The sequence below is a fragment of the Achromobacter kerstersii genome (assembly GCF_902859595.1).
Taxonomy (GTDB): Bacteria; Pseudomonadota; Gammaproteobacteria; order Burkholderiales; family Burkholderiaceae_B; genus Achromobacter; species Achromobacter kerstersii.
On record NZ_CADIJQ010000001.1, the window covers coordinates 1,991,859 to 2,012,142 of the forward strand.

19 protein-coding genes are annotated in these 20,284 nt (G+C 64.2%); 11 read left to right on the forward strand and 8 right to left on the reverse strand.

The window, feature by feature from the left end; all coding sequences use genetic code 11:
• The first annotated feature begins 77 nt into the window (after positions 1-77).
• The 9 genes from HV765_RS08825 to HV765_RS08865 all read left to right on the forward strand — a co-directional run bounded on the left by HV765_RS08825 (position 78) and on the right by HV765_RS08865 (position 10,774).
• The gene (locus tag HV765_RS08825; RefSeq protein ID WP_054424814.1) at positions 78-563 is read left to right on the forward strand and encodes an Lrp/AsnC family transcriptional regulator; all 486 of its coding nucleotides are present in this window, start codon (positions 78-80) and stop codon (positions 561-563) included.
• A 246-nt stretch (positions 564-809) separates the two neighbouring features.
• The gene (locus tag HV765_RS08830; protein WP_175169422.1) at positions 810-2,555 is read left to right on the forward strand and encodes an ABC-F family ATP-binding cassette domain-containing protein; all 1,746 of its coding nucleotides are present in this window, start codon (positions 810-812) and stop codon (positions 2,553-2,555) included.
• A 45-nt stretch (positions 2,556-2,600) separates the two neighbouring features.
• A complete protein-coding gene (locus HV765_RS08835; RefSeq protein ID WP_054424809.1) occupies positions 2,601-3,113 on the forward strand; it encodes a winged helix DNA-binding protein in 513 nt (170 codons plus the stop codon).
• Between the two features lie 9 nt (positions 3,114-3,122).
• Positions 3,123-4,976, forward strand: coding sequence for an ABC transporter ATP-binding protein (locus HV765_RS08840; RefSeq protein WP_054424806.1), 1,854 nt, complete (start codon positions 3,123-3,125; stop codon positions 4,974-4,976).
• A gap of 52 nt (positions 4,977-5,028) precedes the next feature.
• Positions 5,029-6,561: an ABC transporter substrate-binding protein gene (locus tag HV765_RS08845; RefSeq protein WP_054424803.1), complete on the forward strand. Its 1,533-nt coding sequence runs from the start codon at positions 5,029-5,031 to the stop codon at positions 6,559-6,561.
• Positions 6,562-6,704: 143 nt separating this feature from the next.
• Positions 6,705-7,628, forward strand: a complete 924-nt coding sequence (locus HV765_RS08850; RefSeq protein ID WP_054424801.1) for an ABC transporter permease — start codon at positions 6,705-6,707, stop codon at positions 7,626-7,628.
• A gap of 5 nt (positions 7,629-7,633) precedes the next feature.
• Positions 7,634-8,503 carry an ABC transporter permease gene (locus HV765_RS08855; RefSeq protein ID WP_175169423.1) on the forward strand — a complete coding sequence of 290 codons (870 nt, stop codon included), beginning with the start codon at positions 7,634-7,636 and terminating at the stop codon, positions 8,501-8,503.
• A 79-nt stretch (positions 8,504-8,582) separates the two neighbouring features.
• The gene (locus tag HV765_RS08860) at positions 8,583-10,322 is read left to right on the forward strand and encodes a M14 family metallopeptidase (RefSeq protein ID WP_175169424.1); all 1,740 of its coding nucleotides are present in this window, start codon (positions 8,583-8,585) and stop codon (positions 10,320-10,322) included.
• Positions 10,323-10,336: 14 nt separating this feature from the next.
• A complete protein-coding gene (locus tag HV765_RS08865) occupies positions 10,337-10,774 on the forward strand; it encodes an acetyltransferase (protein WP_054424794.1) in 438 nt (145 codons plus the stop codon).
• A 104-nt stretch (positions 10,775-10,878) separates the two neighbouring features.
• On the opposite strand, the gene HV765_RS08870 is transcribed toward HV765_RS08865, so the two are convergent.
• From HV765_RS08870 to HV765_RS08895, 6 genes are all read right to left on the reverse strand, one after another.
• Positions 10,879-11,070 (reverse strand): oxidoreductase-like domain-containing protein, encoded by a 192-nt coding sequence (locus HV765_RS08870; protein WP_082387136.1) that lies wholly within the window; start codon positions 11,068-11,070, stop codon positions 10,879-10,881.
• A gap of 9 nt (positions 11,071-11,079) precedes the next feature.
• On the reverse strand, positions 11,080-11,703 hold the full coding sequence (locus HV765_RS08875) for a GNAT family N-acetyltransferase (RefSeq protein ID WP_175169425.1): 624 nt from the start codon (positions 11,701-11,703) through the stop codon (positions 11,080-11,082).
• A 91-nt stretch (positions 11,704-11,794) separates the two neighbouring features.
• Positions 11,795-13,363, reverse strand: a complete 1,569-nt coding sequence (locus HV765_RS08880; protein ID WP_175169426.1) for a lytic murein transglycosylase — start codon at positions 13,361-13,363, stop codon at positions 11,795-11,797.
• A 296-nt stretch (positions 13,364-13,659) separates the two neighbouring features.
• Positions 13,660-15,045, reverse strand: coding sequence for an MATE family efflux transporter (locus HV765_RS08885; RefSeq protein ID WP_175169427.1), 1,386 nt, complete (start codon positions 15,043-15,045; stop codon positions 13,660-13,662).
• 9 nt (positions 15,046-15,054) lie between these two features.
• Entirely contained in the window at positions 15,055-15,417 is a 363-nt protein-coding gene (locus HV765_RS08890) for an SEL1-like repeat protein (RefSeq protein ID WP_175169428.1), read from the reverse strand.
• A 183-nt stretch (positions 15,418-15,600) separates the two neighbouring features.
• A complete protein-coding gene (locus tag HV765_RS08895; protein WP_175169429.1) occupies positions 15,601-16,314 on the reverse strand; it encodes a hypothetical protein in 714 nt (237 codons plus the stop codon).
• Between the two features lie 156 nt (positions 16,315-16,470).
• Between HV765_RS08895 and HV765_RS08900 the strand changes: the two genes are divergently transcribed.
• Positions 16,471-17,406 (forward strand): LysR family transcriptional regulator, encoded by a 936-nt coding sequence (locus HV765_RS08900; protein WP_175169430.1) that lies wholly within the window; start codon positions 16,471-16,473, stop codon positions 17,404-17,406.
• Positions 17,407-17,448: 42 nt separating this feature from the next.
• The gene (locus HV765_RS08905) at positions 17,449-18,399 is read left to right on the forward strand and encodes an adenosine deaminase (protein WP_175169431.1); all 951 of its coding nucleotides are present in this window, start codon (positions 17,449-17,451) and stop codon (positions 18,397-18,399) included.
• Positions 18,400-18,548: 149 nt separating this feature from the next.
• On the opposite strand, the gene HV765_RS08910 is transcribed toward HV765_RS08905, so the two are convergent.
• Complete coding sequence (locus HV765_RS08910) at positions 18,549-19,037, reverse strand: DUF6708 domain-containing protein (RefSeq protein ID WP_254600502.1); 489 nt, start codon at positions 19,035-19,037, stop codon at positions 18,549-18,551.
• Between the two features lie 305 nt (positions 19,038-19,342).
• On the reverse strand, positions 19,343-20,284 hold a 942-nt coding region (locus HV765_RS31710), incomplete at its 5' end, for a hypothetical protein (protein WP_217483349.1).

Consider the following 20,284-nt stretch of genomic DNA (forward strand, 5'->3'; position numbering starts at 1 on the left):
GATGCGAAATATCATACGATGGATGCCAAGTTGAAACATCACCGTTTTTTTGCTTAAAACCGGCCAAAACAGATCATATGAACGACAAACTTGAAAAAATAGACAAGCTTGATCTAAGCATCATTAGTTGCCTGCAAAAAGACGGCGCGCTGTCGCAACGCGAGCTGGCGGATCGGGTGGGCTTGTCGCAGAACGCCTGCTGGCGCCGGCTTCAGCGCTTGAACGCGGTCGGCATCATTCGTGGCACGCGCGCCGAGGTCAGTCTGGTGGCGCTGGGCCTGGACTTGACGGTGTTCGTGATGATCCGAACCAGCCACCACGCCAAGGCCTGGGCCGACGGGTTCCGCCAGCACGTTGAACGCCTGCCTGAAGTGACGGAGTTCTATCGCATCGGCGGCGACTGGGATTATCTGATCAAGGTTGTCTGCCGGGGCATGGCGGGCTATGACCGCTTCTATCAAAGGCTGATTACGGATTTTGAGTTGTCGACCGTGACCGGGTTCTTTAGCATGGAGGCCATTATTGAAAACCGGCCGCCGGATCTTCGGATGCTGGAAGACTGAACGAGCCGGTAGCTGGGGAACTTTCCCGAACAGGCGGGTTCGAACTGCCCACGCGTTCAAACTGTGCAAGCGTGAGACTGCCCACCTTTACGAGTGCCCACACTCACGACTGCCCACACTCACGACCGCCCACCCTTACGACTGCCCTCCTGGAGACCCGCACGGCCATGATTCTTTAAGCCCTCCCCCCCTGTCGCCCTTTGCCGCATTGCGCGCAAAGCGTCTTGCCGACCCGGAGAGCTATCCATGGCCCAGTCTTCCTACGCACCCACCCCGCCGAACGCGGCGCATTCCACGCCGTCTTCCGCACGTTCCACGCCGTCTTCCGCGCCTTCCTTCATCAGTTTGCGGCACGTCAGCTTCGCGCTGCCCGATGGCCGCGTCTTGCTGGATGACGTCAGCCATGACTTCGCGCCCACGCGGCATGGCTTGATCGGCCACAACGGCGCGGGCAAGTCCGTGCTGTTGCGCGTGCTGCAAGGGGGCTTGCCCGCGCAATCGGGCAGCGTCGTGCGCCACGGGCAAATCGCCTATCTTCCCCAAATTCAAATGCCTGCCCCAGACGCCACGATGGCCGACGTAGCGGGCATCGGCACGATTCTGCGTGCGCTGTCGCGCATTGAAGCCGGCAGCACCCACAGCGCGGATTTCGATCTAGCCGAAGGCCATTGGCTGATCCGCCAAGACTGGGCGCGGATGCTGACCGACGCGGGTCTGCCCGGCTGGGCGCCGGAACACCCTGCCCACGCAGCCAGCGGCGGCGAGCTGACCCGGGTGGCGCTGGCGGGCGCACTCTTGCAACACGCGGACGGGCTGCTGTTGGACGAACCCACCAATCATCTGGACGCCCGCGCGCGCGATTGGCTGATGGAGAAAATCCACGCATGGCGCGGCGGCTTGATCGTCGTCAGCCATGACCGCCGCCTGCTGGACGCCATGTCCGCCATTGTCGAACTGGACCGCGGCGCGCTGTCCGGGCATGCCGGTAACTACCGTGTCTGGCGTGCGCAGCGCGACATGCAGCAGTCTGCCGCCGAGGCCGCGCTGGCGCATGCCCGCAACGAACGCGCGGCAGGGCGGCGCGCACTACGGGCCCAGCACGACGCGCAACAGCAGCGCAGCGCCCGCAATGCGCGAAACGCCCGCGATACCAATCAGGCGGCCATCCTGCTTGGCATGAAGAAAGCCAGCGCCGAAGGCCATGCGGGCCGTGACCGGCTGCGGCGCCAGGAAACCGCCGCCGCGCTGGACGACGCAGTCACGCAAGCCGCCAAGCGCGTCGCCGCCACCCCGGGTGTTGCGCTGGCACTGCCCGACACGGCCGTGCCTCGCGGACGGCGGGTCTTGCACCTGGAAGACGCCACGCCGCCCTATCCGCTGCACGCGCAGCCCTTGACGCTAAGCCTGAGCGGCCCGTTCCGGCTCGCCATCTTTGGTCCGAACGGCTGCGGCAAGAGCACGCTGCTGTCGATGCTGGCGGGGGACCTGAAACCCCTGCGCGGCACGTGCGACGTGCGCGTGTCGACCGCCCTGCTGGACCAGCGAGCCTCCGGCTTGCCCGCCACACAGTCGTTATTGCAAACGCTGAACGTATTGCATGCGCCGCTGCCAGAAGGCGAACTGCGCAGCCGGCTGGCCTTGCTGGGGCTGGGCCCGGCGCTCGTTGATGCGCCTGCCGCCACGCTAAGCGGTGGCGAACGCATCAAGGCCGCCTTGGCCTGCGCGCTATGGAGACAACACCCCGCCCAGTTGCTGCTGCTGGACGAACCCACGAACCATTTGGACCTGGCCGCCACGCAAGCCTTGGAGGAAGCGCTGGCGGAATACCCCGGCGCGCTGATCGTGGTGTCGCATGACACCCAGTTCCTGGCGGCGCTGGCGCCCACGCACCAATTGCGATGGGAGCAGGACGGCAAATGGACGCTGTTCGAAGACGATCCTATATTTCCTGGGGTTATCCCGAATGCCGCCATACCAACAAATCGTCAATAATTCGCCAACATTTTGTCATCGATCCGTCCCTGGTCCGTCTTGCCCATGTCTGTTTCCCTTCGGGACGCCATAGTTTCCTCAGCCCATCTGGCCACCTCCGCCCCGCAGTTGTCCGAGGTGGAGTTCGGCCTGATCATCGCGTCCCACGCCTTCAATCGCTGGATGGTGCGTTGCATGGCGTGCGCCGGTTTGCCCGATCTGACCTCGCTGGACATCCTGGTGCTGAACCACGTGTTCCATCGCGGACGCGGCAAGAAGCTGGCCGACATCTGCTTCACGCTGAATGTTGAAGACACCCACCTGGTGAACTATTCGCTGAAGAAACTGGAGCGGCTGGGCGTGGTGCAAAGCGCCAAGACGGGCAAAGAAGTCATCTACACCACCACCGATGCCGGCGCCGCCGCCATTCAGCGTTACGCCGAAGTGCGCGAGCAATGCCTCGTCAAATCGTTCATCGACTCGCCCGCGGCGGACGACGCCAGCCACCAGTTGGCCAACACCCTGCGCGCGCTCTCGGGCCTGTACGACCAGGCAGCCCGCGCCGCCACCTCGCTGTGAGAATCCACGTTGTCTAGCACCACCCCCGCCTCCTCCGCCCCGCTGCTATCCGTGCGCGGCGTCTCGGTTGATTTCAATACCGACAACGGTGTGTTCCGCGCCGTCGACAACCTGGATTTCGATGTCCGGCCGGGCAGAACGCTGGCCATCGTTGGCGAGTCCGGTTCGGGCAAATCCGTGACGTCCATGGCGATCATGCGGCTGACGGATTACTCCAGCGGCCGCATCTCCACGGGCCAGATCCTGTTTCGCGGCGACGACGGCCGTGAAACCGATCTGACCAAAGCCAGCGACGAGCAGATGCGCGCCATCCGCGGCAACGACATCGCGATGATCTTCCAGGAGCCGATGACGTCGCTGAACCCGGTGTTCACGATCGGTGACCAGATCATCGAAGCCATCATGCTGCACCAGCAGCTGTCGCGTTCCGCCGCGCGCGAATCGGCGCGCAAGCTGCTCGACAAGGTGCGCCTGCCCGACGCCGAACAACTGCTGGACCGCTACCCGCACCAACTGTCCGGCGGCATGCGCCAGCGCGTGATGATTGCGATGGCGCTGTCGTGCCAGCCGCGCCTGCTGATTGCCGACGAACCCACCACCGCGCTGGACGTCACCATCCAGGCGCAGATTCTGAACACCATCCGCGAATTGCAGCGCGACCTGGGCACCGCCGTCATCTTCATCACGCACGACATGGGCGTGGTGGCCGAGATGGCCGACGATGTGGTCGTGATGCTGCGCGGCAAGAAGGTCGAGCAAGGCACCGTTGATGAGATCTTCAACGCGCCCAAGCATCCGTACACGCGTGCGCTGCTGGCCGCCGTGCCGCGTCTGGGCAGCCTGACCGGCCGCGACCTGCCGCTGCGCACGCCGCAAACCGTGCTGGACGGCGACACGCTGCGCGAAGTGGGCGAAACCCGCGAGCAAGACACCGCACGTTACGACGAACCCGTTCTGCGCGTGGACAAGCTGACCACCCGCTTTGACGTGGGCCACAACCTGTTTGGCCGCGTCACGCACCGCGTGCACGCCGTGGAAGAAGTCAGCTTTGACGTCTACCCCGGCGAAACGCTGGCGCTGGTGGGCGAATCGGGCAGCGGCAAGTCCACCATCGGCAAGACCTTGCAGCAGCTCGTCGCGCCGACCTCTGGCGCCGTGCGCTACAACGGCCAGGATATTTTCTCGATGGACGCCGCAGGCCGCCAACGCCTGCGCCAGGAAATCCAGTACATCTTCCAAGACCCGTACGCGTCGCTCGACCCGCGCAAGACGGTGGCCTTCAGCATTGCCGAACCCATCCGCACGCACGGGCTGTTAAGTGGCGAAGACGCCATCGCCCGCCGCGTGGGCGAACTGCTGGAGCAAGTGGGCTTGAAGCCCGAGCACGCCAAGCGTTACCCGCATGAATTCTCGGGCGGCCAGCGCCAGCGCGTGTGCATCGCGCGCGCGCTTGCCAGCAACCCCAAGCTGATCATTGCCGACGAATCCGTGTCGGCGCTGGACGTGTCCATTCAGGCGCAGATCCTGAACCTGCTGATGGATCTGCAAAAAGACCGCGGCCTGTCGTACCTGTTCATCACGCACGACATGGCGGTGGTGGAGAAAGTCAGCCATCGCGTGGCGGTGCTGTACCTGGGCCAGATCGTGGAGCTGGGCACGCGCCGGCAGATCTTCGAATCGCCGCAGCATGCCTATACCCGCAAGCTGCTGGCCGCCGTGCCGGTGGCCGAACCCGGCCGCCATATTGATACGTCGCTGATCGAAGGCGAAATCCCCAGCCCGGTGCGCCGCGTGGGCGACGAGCCGGCCATCATTCCCTTGATCGAATTCGCGCCCGGCCATCAAGTGGCCCGCGCGGCTTGAAGACAACCCTCTTTTCCTCGGTGTGATCCGAGTTCCCGTCCCTGGAGCGAACATGCAATTCCTACGCACCACCTTCACCGCCACCGCCCTGACCCTGGCGCTGGGCGGCGCGCTGCCCGCCGTCTTCTCGACCGCGCATGCCGCTGGCACGCTCAGCGTGGCCATCAACCAGGACCCGGGCAGCTGGGACCCCATCGACACCTTCGTGACTTTCTGGGGTTCCGTCGGCGGCAACCTGTATGACGGCCTGACGATGCGCGGCGCCGACCTGAAGCTGCAACCGGGCCTGGCCACCAGCTGGGAATACCTGGACGAGAACAAGCGCCTGCGCTTCAAGCTGCGCGAAGGCGTCAAGTTCCACAATGGCGAACCCTTCAACGCCGAAGCGGTGAAGTTCACGTTCGAACGCCTGCTGGGCGCCGAAGGCGCCAAGGGCCCGCAAAAGTCCAACTACGACTCCATCGGCGAGATCAAGGTCGTGGACGAATACACCGTGGACTTCATTCTGAAGCAGCCCGACCCGGTTCTGTTGACCAAGCTGGCCGGCTACGGCGCCATGATCGTGCCGCCGAAGTACATCAAGGAAAAGGGCGAAGACTTCTTCAACACGAACCCGGTCGGCACCGGCCCGTTCAAGTTTGAAAGCTACCAGCCCAAGGTCAACGTAACGCTGGCCCGCAACGACGAATACTGGGGCGGCAAGCCCAAGCTGGACAAGGTGGTCTACCGCTTCATCAGCGAACCCGGCACGCAAGTCGCCGAGCTGCAGGCCGGCCGCATCGACGTGGCCACGCTGATCCCGCTGGGCCTGATCGACACCGTGAAGAAGTCCGGCAACGCCGACGTCATCTCGACCGGCGGCCCCGTCGCTTTCGCGCTGCGCTACAAGACCACGGGCGGCATCACGCAGAACCGTGACGTGCGCCGCGCACTGATCATGGCCGTTGACCGCGAAGCCATCGTCAAGCAGCTGCTGCTGGGCCAGGCCAAAGTCATCGCCAGCTTCCAGGGCCCGCAATCGTTCGGCTACAACCCCGAGCAAAAGCCCCTGCCCTTCAACCCCGCCGAAGCCAAGAAGCTGCTGGCCTCGGCCGGCGTGAAGCCGGGCGCCACCGTGCAGATCGACGTGCGCGGCAGCGATTCCAACTTCCGTGAAGTCGCCCAAGCCGTGTCGGGCTACCTGCAAGCCGTGGGCGTGCGCGCCACCATCAAGCCGTATGAAACCGGCGTGCTGCTGAACGACATCATCCCGGGTGGCAAGACGGGCGAGATGTGGCAGAACCAATGGGGCGGCTGGACGTATGACTACGACAACACCGCGTACCTGATGTATCACACGGGCCAGAAGTGGAACCCGTATGACAACGACGCCAAGCTCAACGGCATGCTGGAAGCGCAACGCACCGTCTATGACGTGAAGAAGCGCGAAGCCATGCTGCAGGAAATTGCCGCGTACGTCGCCGACCAGGCGCTGGAACTGCCGCTGTACAGCCTGAACACGATCGTGGGCGTGAACAAGCGCGTGAAGAATCTGGAAGTTCCGGGCGACATCCGCTTCCGTTTCCTTGAAACCAGCGTGGAGTAAATCCCCCCGAAGCGCTACCGCGCTTCCCCCTCAAAGGGGCATGCCTGCGGACCGGCAAAGCCGGCTCCGCGGCATCCCGCTAGCGGGGCACTTGCAGCATTAACATTACTGATCCGCCCGGGTGCAAACCGGGGCGGCGCCTCATGACCGGATTTCTCATTAAACGCGTGTTGCAGGCCGTCTTCGTGATTGTCGCCGTGACACTGCTTGTCTCTTATGCCGTACGCCTGACCGGCGACCCCGCGCTGATGCTCAGCCAGGGTTCGGGCAGCGTCACCGAACAAGACCTGGCCAACATCCGCCAGGCGCTGGGCCTGAACCGCCCATTCCACGAGCAATACCTGTCGTACATGCAGGGCCTGTTGCACGGCGATTTCGGCCGCAGCTTCATGGGCGGCACGTCTGTCGCCAAGCTGATCGGCGACGCCCTGCCCGCCACGCTGATGCTGGCCTTCACGTCGCTGATCGTGTCCATCCTGATCTCGCTGCCGCTGGGCATCCAGGCAGCCATCAAGCGCGGCAAGTCCACCGACCAGGCCATTCGCATCCTGTCGCTGGTGGGGCTGTCGTTTCCCAACTTCTGGCTGGCGCTGATGCTGGTGCTGCTGTTGTCGATCACGTTCCCGCTGCTGCCGCCTTCAGGCTGGAGCGGCCCGGCCAGCCTGGTGCTGCCGTCGCTGACGATGGCCATCATTCTTAGCGCCACCAACATCCGTCTGGTGCGCACGACCATGCTGGAAACGCTGTCGGCGCAATACATCATGGTGGCGCGCAGCAAGGGCCTGAAGGAACGCGTGGTGCTGTACAAGCATGCGCTGCGCAATTGCGCGATTCCGCTCATCACGTATCTGGGCCTGCAATTTGGCGGCCTGATCGGCGGCATCGTCGTGATTGAAATGGTCTTCAACTGGCCCGGCCTGGGCACGCTGGCGTTTGACGCCATTTCCGGCCGCGACTACCCGGTTCTGCAAGGCACGGTCACCGTGCTGGCAACCGTCATCGTCCTGGTCAACCTGATCGTCGACATCGCCTACGGCATCGTCGACCCCCGTATCCGCACGCGGTAAGCCTTATGCAGACAACCACTCCTACCGCCGCCGCCCCCAAGCCCGTCAAGCCGCGCAGCCGCTACCGTTCACTGGAATTCGTGCTGGGCGCGGTGCTGACCGGCATCATGATCCTGCTGGTGCTGACCTCCGGCTGGATTTTCCCCGATGGCGGTGAATCCATGGACCTGGCGGCCCGCCTGATGGCGCCGTTTACGTCGTCCGCCCATCCCTTTGGCACCGACCCGCTGGGCCGCGACGTGCTGGCCCGCGTGATCGTGGGCGGCAAGATCTCGCTGATGGTGGGCTTTGCGTCCGTGATTGGCGGCGCGCTGCTGGGCATCGTCATGGGTCTTATTGCCGGCTACTACCGCGGCTTCTGGGACATGATCGTCATGCGCTTTGCCGACGTGCAACTGGCGCTGCCGTTCATCCTGGTGGCCATCACGTTCATCGCCATCCTGGGCGGCGGACTGTTCAACGTGATCTTCTTCATGATCGTGTCGCAGTGGGTGCAGTATGCGCGTCTGGTCCGCGCCCAAGTGCTGACGCTGCGTGAACGCGAGTTCGTGCTGGCTGCCCGCGCCTTTGGCGTGCGCGACCTGGCCATGATCCGCCACCACATCGTGCCCAACCTGCTGGGCCCGCTGGTGATTCTGATGACGCTGAACGTGGCCAACAACATCCTGCTGGAAAGCAGCCTGACCTTCCTGGGCCTGGGCGTGGACCCGATGATTCCCAGCTGGGGCGGCATGCTGGCCGATGGCCGCACGTATATGCAGACGGCATGGTGGGTCAGCGTCTTCCCGGGTCTGGCGATCATGCTGACCGTGCTGGGCCTGAATCTGCTGGGCGACTGGTTGCGAGACCGTCTGGACCCGACCGGAAAGGTGTAAAAGATCAGATGCCCCGCAAGGGGCATTTGTCTGTGCATCGGATACATCGGATACGCAAGAACTCGAAGGAACATGAAGCATGTCTTTGCTTGAAAAAACATTCGACCGCACGCTGGACGCCTGGACGCACGCCTACATGGCGCCGGCGTGGCGCGGCGCGGTCGTGGAAGGCTGGCTGTTTGAAGGCGTGGAAGCCCGCCGCGCGGCAGAAGCCCGGCTGGCTCAGGCGGGTGTCACCGCGCGTTTTCGCAGCGCGTACAAACCGCTGGTGCACTTCTTCCTGGAAGAAGCCGACCGCGACGGGCTCGTGTCCGCCCTGGTGCGCTACCCGCTGCACGAACACGCGCAGGCCAAGCGCTTCACGCTGGAAGCCTACCCGCTGGTGGCGCTGATGGAAGGCGTGCGCGTCACGATGCATGCCGGCGCGTCCGACCTGCACTACGACGTCACGCTGACCTACGCCGACGGCCGCCGCGTCGACACGCGCGTCTTCGCCCCCAACGTCGTGGGCCACGCGCAGGACGGCAAGCCCGAACTGTCGCCCACCGGCTGGCTGCGCGTGCGCGACGCCGACGGCGCCATCCAGACCGACGCCGCCCAGACCACTGAGTACCAGCAGGTGTTCCGCAGCATCGTCGACACGGTGCGCAACCACCCCTGGGGCGCACACGAGCCCTATTTCGACCGCCTGGAAATTCGCGTCGACCTGCCCGGCATGGACTTCGCCTTGCCGGTGGACGAAGAAATCGTCAGCACGTTTGAAGCGCTGCACGAAGATATCTATTTTTCGTTGCTGGAACACTTCCAGCAGCATTCCGGCCGCCCGTCCGGTGACCGTGGCTTGCAGCCCGGCCAGATCATTCCCGACATCCGCCGCCACGATGGTGCGGCACGCGTGCAGATGTCGCTGGAGCCGTTCGATGCCGTTGCGTCCGTGACGCCGGTGCTGCCGGATGCGCCGCTCTCGGCGCGCCGCGAACCCCTGTCGGCCGCGCAGATCGCCGGTTGCATGGCGGCGTTTGGCGGAGACGACTTCCAGGCCGTGTCGCGCCAGGGCCGCCCCGTGCTGGGCACCTATGTGCGCGGCCCAGGTCCGGCCGTCTTCATTTCGGGTGCGCAACACGCCAACGAGACGTCCGGTGTGGTCGGCGCGTTGCGCGCGGCGCAAGCGCTGGCGGCAAGCGGCAATGCGCACTTCGCGCTGATCGCCGCCGAAAACCCCGACGGCTACGCGCTGTTCAACCGGCTGCGCGAACACCATCCGCGCCACATGCTGCACGCCTCGCGCTACAGCGCGCTGGGCGACGATATCGCATACCGCGAACACGCCCCGTACTTTGAACGCGATGGCCGCCACCAGGCGCAGGCGATCAGCGGCGCGCAGCTGCACATCAACCTGCACGGCTACCCCGCGCATGAATGGACGCGTCCGCTGTCGGGCTACCTGCCCCGCAATTTCGAACTGTGGACGGTGCCGAAGGGCTTCTTCCTGGTGCTGCGCCATCACCCGGGCTGGGGCGAACGCGCGCGCCGCCTGATCGAAGGCGTCACCGCCCGGCTGGCCCGCAACGTGCCGGGGCTGGTGGAGTTCAACGCGCGCCAGCTGGAACTGTTTCATGCGCACGCGCTGGAAAGCGGTTTCGACGTGATGAACGGCATCCCGGTGCAGATCACGGAGAGCGACCGCGAAGAGCTGCCGCTGGCGCTGATTTCGGAATTTCCAGATGAAACGGTCTACGGCGACCGCTTCGTTTTCGCGCATACTGTGCAAATGGAAACCGTCCTGGCGGCTACCGAGCTGTACCGTTCAGGGCTGTAAGCATCAACAAGAAAATGAATATCCGAGAACGCAATCACGGCGACGATCTGGCCCTGGCGGACATCTGGCTCCGCTCGGTGCGCGCCACGCATTCTTTCCTGACGGAAAAAGAAATCCAGGCCATGTACCCGCAGGTGCTCAACACTTACCTGCCGTCAGTGCGCGTGTGGGTCTGTGAGGACGATACCGGCGAAGTCGCCGGCTTCATGGGCCTGACGGGCAACAAGGTCGAAATGCTGTTCGTGGACGCAAACAAGCGCGGCAAAGGCGCAGGCCGCCGACTGCTGAACTTCGCGCGTTCGCTGCACGGCACCTTACAGGTGGACGTGAATGAACAAAACCCGCAGGCGCATGGGTTTTACAAGCACTACGGGTTTGTGGACGTGGGCCGGTCCGCCCACGACGACGCGGGGCGGCCGTTCCCGATCATTCATATGACGCTGGCGGGGTAGTCGCTGCGTTTGGCGATTAAGCGGTTTGGCGGTTAGGCGACTAAGCGACTAAGCGATTAAGCGGTTTGGCGATTAAGCAGTTTGGCGGTCTGGCGGTTCTGCGCTTACCCGCCTGACGAGCCGGTCACTTCGTGCCGGCTCCGCCAGGCTTTCAGCGCCTGGCGATAATTTTCCATCGCCTCGTCATACATGTCGTAAACACAAGGAATGCAGCCGCTGTTGCAGCATTCTTCGGGTGCGGGACGTTCAGGGGGAACGGGCTGCGGGTCGTCATCGGGAAGGGTCGTCGTACTCATGCCCGAATGTTAACGCTGCTGCGCAAGCAATTCATCGCCCGCCTGCCCCTGAAGTTGCCGCCATTCGGCGCGGCGGATTTCGTAGCGGACTTTGACGCTGTCCTCATCGGCCGCACTTCCGCCTGCCGCACTTCCCCCTGCCGCACTTCCCCCTGCCGCGCTTTCACCTACATAGCGCAGCCCGGTCTTCTCCATCACGCGGCGCGAAGCCGTGTTGGACCGAACTGCCACTGCCGACAACACATCCACCGGCAGCAGTTTGAACCCCAGCGCAATCAGCGCCGCCGAGATCTCGCCGGCATACCCCTGGCCCCAGCAATCGGGCTGAAACGCGTACGCCAGCTCAATCGCCCCCTGCTCGTCGGACACGGTGTACTTCAGGCCAGCACGGCCGGCCATCGCACCCGTGCGCCGGTCGTCCAGCACATACATGCCGTAGCCGTACTCCACCCAATGCGAGACGTTTTGCGCCACATACAGCCGGCTGGCAGCGGCATCACGCGTGCCGCCCATCGTCGCCATCAGGTCGGCGTCGGCGTGCATTTTCGTGATGAAAGGCAGATGCCCCTGCCGCATGCGCTGGGCACGAAGCCGGGGAGTCAGGAAAATGTCAGGAAAGACAGCGTGCGGCATGACGAATGAGACATAGAGGGAAACACTCCATCATAGCGGCGCCAGGCCGCGCGCGGCATCCGCCTTTCTGGCAGATACCGCGCGTGTGCTCTTACTTGGACGGACGCGCGCGCAACGCGTCAGGCTTGTCGGCCTTCAGGGCATCCAGGATGCGCTTGCCGACGCGGCCATCTTGCGGCAGGTTGCGGCGTTCCTGTTCGGCGCGCACGGCGTCGCGGGTCTTGGCGCCGGGAATGCCGTCCGCCTCGCCCACGTCGTAGCCACGGCCGTACAGCTCTTCCTGCAACTGCTTGATCTCGGCGCGGGACAGGCCGGGGTCGTCAGTTGGCCACGCCGCGATGATGCCCGGGCGGCCCTGCAAGCGGTTCAGCAGCAGCGACACGGCCAGGCCGTAGCGGCGCGACTGGTTGTAATGCAGGATGGCGTCGAAGTTCACCGTCGCCAGAAACACTGGGCCCTTGGAACCGGTGGGTGCGAACAGATAGGCCTGTTCATCGTTGCCTGACGGCAACTTCAACACCGAACCATCGCCCTGCTTCAGGCCCGCCTGCGCCCATTGCGCGATGGTGCGGCGGTCTTGCGAGCCCACGTATTCCGCGTCGGGTTCGGGCGGAATCGCAGCGGCCAGTTCGGCCGGCACGCGCACTTCCACCACTGCCGGCAAGCCATGCGTCCACTTGGCGCGGCGCTTGCGCAGGTGGTTGGCCGTGGACGCCAGGGCGTCGGGCAAGGAGTTGTAGAGATCGATACGGCCATCGCCATCACCATCGGCGGCCAATTCATAGAAGGACGTCGGGATGAACTGCGTCATGCCGAACGCGCCGCTCCACGAACCCACGAAGCTATCGGCGGGCACGGTGCCGTCGCGCAGCAGGCGGACGGACGCGTAAGCGTTCTTTTCCCACAGCGTCTTGTTCTCGGTGCAGGCGCGCGTCAGCCAGGCGTTCAAGACATCGGTCTTGCCGATCTGGCGGCCGTAGTTGGTTTCGATGCCGAAGATGGCGACGAGCGTGGCGGGGTCGACTTGATACTGCTGGCCGATCGCATCCAGTTGCGGCCCCACCTTCTTCATCACCGCGCGGCCATCGTTGACCCGTTCGTCATCGACGGTCTTGGCGATGTAGTCCCACCAGCTTTCACGCCCTTCGGGCTGACCCTTGGCGGACGCGACTGTCGTAGGCAGCAGCTTGGCGCGGGCGGTGTACTTGTCCCAATCCGCCACGGTCAACCCGTTGGCGGTTGCGCCCTTGCGCAGCTTGTCGATGCAAGCCTTGGTATCGAGCTCGGTCGGGATGATGACGGTAGGCGCGGCGGGCGAAGCAGTGGCGGCGGGGGCTGCGGTTGCGGGTGCTGCGGCAGCCGGTGCTGCGGCAGCCGGTGCTGCGGCAGCCGGCGTCGCCGTTGCGGCGGGAGCCTCAGCCGGAGCGCTTGCGGGGGCCGACGCCGGCGTGGCTGCCGATTCTTGCGCTTTGACGACGTCGTCGAAGCTGCGCTTGGGCGTCAATGCGGGCTGCGCCGGTGCGGGTGTCTGCACCCGCGAACCCGTCGCGGACGACGGCGATTGCGCGTGTGCGGCGCTGGCACCTGCCGCCATCAAGGCGGCGGCCAACAGCACGCGGGACAGGGGTTCGATTCGAAAGCCTGAAGAACGCTGACGCATGGTATTCCTGAAAAATCGAAGTCAGCCCGGATCGTACCGCGACCAGCCGCCGAAATCGAACCGTGGGGCGGCCATCCGTGGGGCGGTTATCCGTGGGGCGGTTATCCGCGGGGCGGTTATCCGCGGGGTGATTATCCGCGGGGCGGCCATCCGCGGGGCGGCCATCCGCGGGCGGCCATCCGTGGCGGAGCCATCCGCGGGGCGGCCATCTGAGAGGCCGTCCACCATGAAACCGTCCAACGCTGAATAGCCCGCTGTGGGATTGCCCACCACCACGGGACCACCGCGCCGCCCTATCAGACGGTTTGCCGCCCACCCAGCACAACCGGCGGGGCGCGCAGCACGCGCAGGCAGTAGACCATCGCGATCACGCTGAACAGCGCGAAGCCCAGTGTCTGGCCCAGCATCACGCCTTCGGGTCCACCGTAGTGCGCGCCCAACCAGACAAACGGCAAAGTCCCCACGGTGGACCGCAGCCAGCCAATGACGGTGGAATACGTGGCGTATCCCAGGTTGTTGAAGACAGCAATCGACACGAAGAACAGGCTATTCACCGCCCACGCAAAACTGCCGTAACGGCAGAAGAAGAGGATCAGGTCGCGCCCCGGCCCGGTGACCTGAAACCAGTCGGGCACCCAAGGGGCCAGCACTGCCAGCACGGCGGCTGCGGCAAAACCGTAGAGCAATGCCCAACGCGTCGTGATGCTGACAGTCTGTTTCACGCGGTCCCATTGGCCCGCACCCAGGTTCTGCCCAAGAATGGGGCCAATCGCGCCGGGCAGCACGAAGAACAACGAATACGCCAGTTGCAGCACGCGGTCGACCACCGTGGCGCCCGCCATCACGCTTGGCCCGAAGCTGGCATAGGTGGACACCGTGAAGATGACCGCCGCCGGTGTCGCCAAGGTGGTCAGCGCAGCAGGCAGTGCAATCTTGCCGATGGCCGCCAAGTCGGCCCGGAGCGCGCGCCGAGCCGGCCAGACCACCAGACGATGCTTGCCAAACACCAGCCAGGCGCCCAGCGCCACGGTTGCCAACCGCCCCACGCCGCTGGCCCAGGCGATCCCCACCATGCCGCCATCCAGCACAAAGATGACGATCGGGTCCAGCACCGCCACCGTCGCCGTACCCGCCAGCAGCACCCACATGGATTGACGCCCGCGCCCTGACGCACGCAACAGGTTCGACAGCATCATGCCCACGCCCATCACCATCGCGAATGGCGTCGTGATCAGGACGTAGGACAGCAGGTGTTCGCGCACATCTGGCGCCAGCCCGATAGCGGCGGTGAACGGCCCGATCGCCGCCAGAAAGATCGCTCCGGCCGCGAGCGCCGCCCCCGTCATCAACACCAGCGACGCGCCGGCCAGCGTGCGCGCCCGCGTCAAGTCCCCCGCGCCCAAGGCCCGCGAGACCAGCGCAGCGCCGCCCACCGTCACGCCAATACATATCGACGTAATCGTGAACTGCGTCATCGACCCGAACCCCACCGCGCCCAGCACCGCTTCGTCCTTCAAGGTGCCCAGATACAGCAGCGACAGAAACTCCACCGCAAACACGGCGAGCATGCTGGCCCAGCCGGTCATGATCATTTCAAAGACGTGCGGCCCCAGCGGCCCCGACACAAAGCGCGCGCGCGGGTCGGCGGTGGCGGCCTGGGCGGACGGGGCAGGTAAGGTCAACGCCGTGACCTATCGGGCCGAGGGCTGCGCACGCAGCGCCTGCAAGCGGGCGATCGCGCCTTCGTCGCCCTGCGCGGCAGCGGCCTCATACCAGCGCATCGCTTCCTTCATGTCGACCGGCTCCAGCATCATGCCCTGCATGAACTGCGCGGCCGGGTTGCCTCGCTGTGCGTCGGCCAGCAACGCCCGCTGGGCCAGCGCGTCCTGTCGCGGCGACTCCCCATAGATCTGCATATCGCCTTCGATCTGGTCACCGACCAGGGAACGCAGGGACGGCGGCGTATGCGCAAATTGATCACGCCAGAAGAGTGCGACCAGCACGATGAAAATCAGCAGAGACAACAACGAAAGGATCAGATTTTTACGAGTCATTAATGCGATGGGGTAATCAGCGAACTGAGTAATGGGGCAATCGCGTGATGGGGCAATTGCGTAACGGGTAATTGCGTGATGGGGTAATCGCGTAATGGGGCAACTGCGTAATGGAGCACTTGCCCCATGGCGTCAGAGCGTAACGCGCCGCAGACGCCGCATAAAAATGCCGGAACCGCCGCGTCAGGGCGCGATCCGTGCAAACCAATACTGGAACACGCTGCCATCGTTGGAATACCAGGGCAGCATACCGATGCTGTCGGATTCCCGCTGCACGGTCACCAGCAGGCCGCCTGCCTCCGGACGGAATATTGCCACGTGCCGCATCACGCCCATGGACTCGTACTGGCGCCAGTCGTTGCGCACGCTGACCCACAAGCGGCCTTGCGTGCAACCGGTATGGCGCCGGACGCCGTCGGGCCGATTGGCGTTGGCATCGCCAGACAAGGCGGCGGGGTCCTGCGCGCCGTTCAGCATCGGCAATAGTGCGGTCGAACGCGCGCCCTGCCCGTCCTGCGCCAACACGCGCCATCCGCCATCCACGCGGGACAAGGCCACGGTGGCCTCGGGCGTCGAGCGCCATTCAGGCAGAAGCGTATCGCGCATGCCCGGCAGATCCAGCGTATATAAAAAGAAGTTGCGCAGGTCGTTCAGGGCCGTGGTCTCGCGGTCGCCCGAACGGAATTCGCCTTGCGCCCGGTACGTGCCCGCAAGGTCCGGGCATTGCGCCGGGTCCGACGGCAACACCACCGGTGTTCCGCTCTTGAACGACGGCCATTTGACAGACACTTCGTCCACGCGCGACACGCCGCAAGCACTTAAGGCCGTCACTAACACGCCCGCCCCGGCCAACCGCAGCGCACGCTGCGGCCACTTGCCGGATATCGTTGAATTCATGGCTGACTGTCTCCCTTTCCGGCCCCCGCGTTATCCCTTGGTTCGCATGGCGACACCCACGGTTTGCCCGGCGACGAACTATATCTGAATCCCGCCCCGCCGTTGCCAAGCGTCCGGCGGGAGAGAATAATCGGCACATCCTCACCGATCCGCGCCATGACACCGTTCCGAGGCAAACTCCGCATCCGGCACCTGGAAATCGTGCTGACCGTTTCCGAGCTGGGCAATTTGTCCAAGGCGGCGGCGCAGCTGCACAGCACGCAATCAGGGCTGTCGCGCGCCATCGCGGAAATCGAAGAACTGGTCGGCGCGCGCCTTTTCGAACGCACCGCCAAAGGCACCACCTGTACGCCGCTGGGCGAGGCCATGTGCCGGCACGCCCGCCTGCTGCTGACCGACTTCCGCAAGGCCGAGATCGATCTGGCCGCGGTATCGCGCGGCGACGAAGGCAGCCTGACCGTAGGATGCTTTTCCATGTTCGCCGGCTGGCCCGTGGCCGAAGCGGCTCGCGCGTTCCGCCAGGCCTACCCCCGCATCACCCTCACCATCGAGATCGGCACGCACGAAAGGCTCATCGAAGACCTGGACGCGGGCGGCGTGGACGTACTGATCAGCCGGTTCTCATCCACCGTCAACCCGCAGATCTATCGATCAACCACCTTGCTGGAAGATTCGGTGGTACTGGGCTGCGCCACCCACCATCCGCTGGCGGGCGTGCCCGACACCGCCCTGGCCGACTACGTCGCCTACCCCTGGATCACCGCACTGCCGGGAAGCCGCATCCGCGGCGAGCTGGAAATGTCACTGCGCCAGGCCGGCCTGCGAATTCCGGATATGATCGGCGCCCTGTCTCTGGAATTTGGCCGCGAAATGCTGCTGGACGGGCAAACCCTGTGGATGCTGCCGGGCAGCGTCGCCGCCGTTCTGCAAGCGCGCGGAGAACTGTTCATGCTGCCGGCCCGCCCCGCCCTCCGGAAATCGCCGCTAGCCGCCATTTGGCGCCGCGACCGCCCCAGCACCCGCCAGGCACGCGCCTTTGCGGCGCAAATGCAGCTTGCCATCCAGGCAGATCACATCGCCCTGGCCGCCTGAGCGGCCAAAGCACTTGCTTTACCTTTTTTGATCGGAGCACCCATGTACGACTGGCTCAACGCACTGCCCAAGGCGGAACTGCACCTGCACCTGGAAGGCTCGCTGGAACCCGAGCTCTTGTTCCAGCTGGCGCAACGTAACGGCGTGGCGCTGCCGTGGCCAGACATCGACGCCCTGCGCGGCGCGTACAACTACGGCAACCTTCAGGAATTCCTGGACCTCTATTACCGGGGTGCGGACGTGCTGCGCACCGAACAGGATTTCTACGACCTGACCTGGGCATATCTGCTGAAGTGCCACGAGCAGAACATCGTACACACCGAGCCCTTCTTCGATCCCCAGACGCACACCGACCGCGGCGTACCGTTCGCCGTCGTGTTGAACGGCATCAGCCAGGCGCTGAAAGACGGCCGCGAGAAACTCGGCGTGACCAGCGGCCTCATCCTGAGCTTCCTGCGGCACCTGCCGGAAGCACAGGCCATGCGCACGCTGGAAGAAGCCCTGCCCTTTCGCGACGCCTTCATCGCCGTCGGCCTGGACAGCAGCGAAAAAGGCTTCCCCCCGCGCCTGTTCCAACGCGTGTTCGACCGCGCCCGCGCCGAAGGCCTGCCCGCCGTGGCCCACGCGGGCGAGGAAGGCCCGCCCGAATACATCTGGGAAGCACTGGACTTGCTGAAGGTGCTGCGCATCGACCACGGCGTACGCGCCGCCGAAGACCCGAACCTGATCGCGCGCCTGATCGACGAACAAATCCCCCTGACCGTCTGCCCGCTGTCCAACACCCGCTTGCGCGTCTTCGAACACATGCGCGACCACAACATTCTGTCGCTGCTGGATGCCGGCGTGAAAGTCACCGTCAACTCCGACGACCCGGCGTACTTCGGCGGCTACGTCAACGAGAACTTCCACGCGCTGTATGAACACCTGGGCATGTCGAAAGCACAGGCGCAGGCGTTGGCGGACAACAGCCTGAATGCGCGGATTGTGAAGTAAGGGGCGGGGCGGCAGGCGGATGGCGAAGGGCGCGGGGCAAGCGGCGCGCGGCTAACGGCACACGACGCACCGCACATGGCACGTGGCACGTGGCACATGGCACATGGCACGTCCACGCAGCTTGCCGCGTCCCTGGAGGATGCAGGAATTCACGGCGCGCTGCGGGATTCCTGATCCATCGCTTCCGGCCACTCCACCCGAGGCGCCCAGCGCAACGCCAGGTTGTACGCCGGCACATCGTTCGCATCGCGCGGTTCGATGTCGCAAGGCGGCAAGGCTTGCGGGCCTTGCTGCATGTAGGTGCAGACGTAGGCCCAGACGTTGTCCAGGTCGTGGTTGTAGGTGCTGAGGTGGAAGCGTTCGATGACGTCATTCGTGCCAGGTTTGACGATGGCGATCGACACGCCCCACTTGATCATCAAGCCACCGCCAGAGGTCGCGCCCCATTGCTCCCAAACTTCGGCGCGGACATCGTCCCAGGGGTAGCTGGCGGTGGTGACGTACCAGCGGGTGAAGGGGTTCCACCAGACCATGTGGAAGCCGTAGACGTAGATTCGGCGGCGGGCGCGGTTGAAGCGGATGGGGAGGTCGCGTGGGGGGGAAACGTCCAGGCGGTACATATGGAAGGAGAACCACACAAGAATAGCTGCCGCGGAGAGAACCGTGACCGCGGACGAAACCGTGTCAGCGTCCAGATAATCTCGAGACGATTCTGTCCTAATCTCTGAGACGAGCATCAACAATAGGCAATAAGCAGAGAGCGGGATGAAGAATATAAGTAATCCGCGAATGGTGGACGAACGTCTAGATAATTCTAAGTAGCACTCATCAACATGGTTGGGAGCGTCCTCTCGCAAGAACGGCGCGCTTTCGATTTCGCTGTTGGGACCCGGCAGATCCCGCCTCCATCCCACGCAGGGGGGCTTTAGTTTTGCCTTTCCCATTACGCCTCCTCAGAGATCCATAGACGTGCGTAACCCGCCACATCGTCTTTGTCTGGCCAATAAGAAATTTCAAGCGTAGCGGCCTTGGTGGCGTGCATGGCTTCGAGCCAGTACCTACGACTCAGAACAGGGTTTTCATTGCTAGGCAGAATCACGGTTTGTGGAGTCATGTCTTGAACTTCGCCCGGGCTCGTCGCCGCCCGCGCGCTGTTGTGATGCGCCGAGGCGAGCACGAAAGACGTGATCACTGGCGTACGCCGCCCCCCTTTTTCCACACCAAAGCGCTCAACGTAAAGCGTGAACTCGTAGCACGATCGTGCTGAATCAAAGCCCGGTAGAACAATTCGACAACCCAGCTCAGTTCCTGACTCAATTCCTCCCGTCTCTTTGATGAGAAGAATGTCCGTCGTCATGAGCACATCGATATCCATCGGCCGCTTCGCGCTATGAAATCCCAAGGAAGCTTCTACACCCAGCACTGCCGCGTTCAGGGCACATATAGCCGAATCCATTTGCTCTGGATGTGCCCAGCGCCTATCGAGAGAGCCACGTCCGAAATAGGATCTTCTGGCCCAATGCTCCAGCGCCGTAGACTCTTGGCGCTTCGCAGTAGCTATCACAATGAATGCTGCTAATCCAAGCACTATTCCTAACCCTAGTGATCCGAAAAGTGCTCCTGATGTGGCGGCCCCATGGGCGCTGAAACCTCCCCCAATAATGGCAAGGAGTCCCCCGGCAAAATATCGCTTTTTGGACTTCGTATCGCCTGCCTCGCCAACTCTGATTCCCGTCTCTATACTCCCCACCCCATCCGCCACCCCTCCCAACGTCGCTATCACTCCCCCTGCCTTGATCAGCGTCTTCCCCATCCCAATCGCCCTGGCCACGGCCCCACCTTCTACCGCCGCCACCCGTCGCATGAACGGCTGTACGCTCTCCGC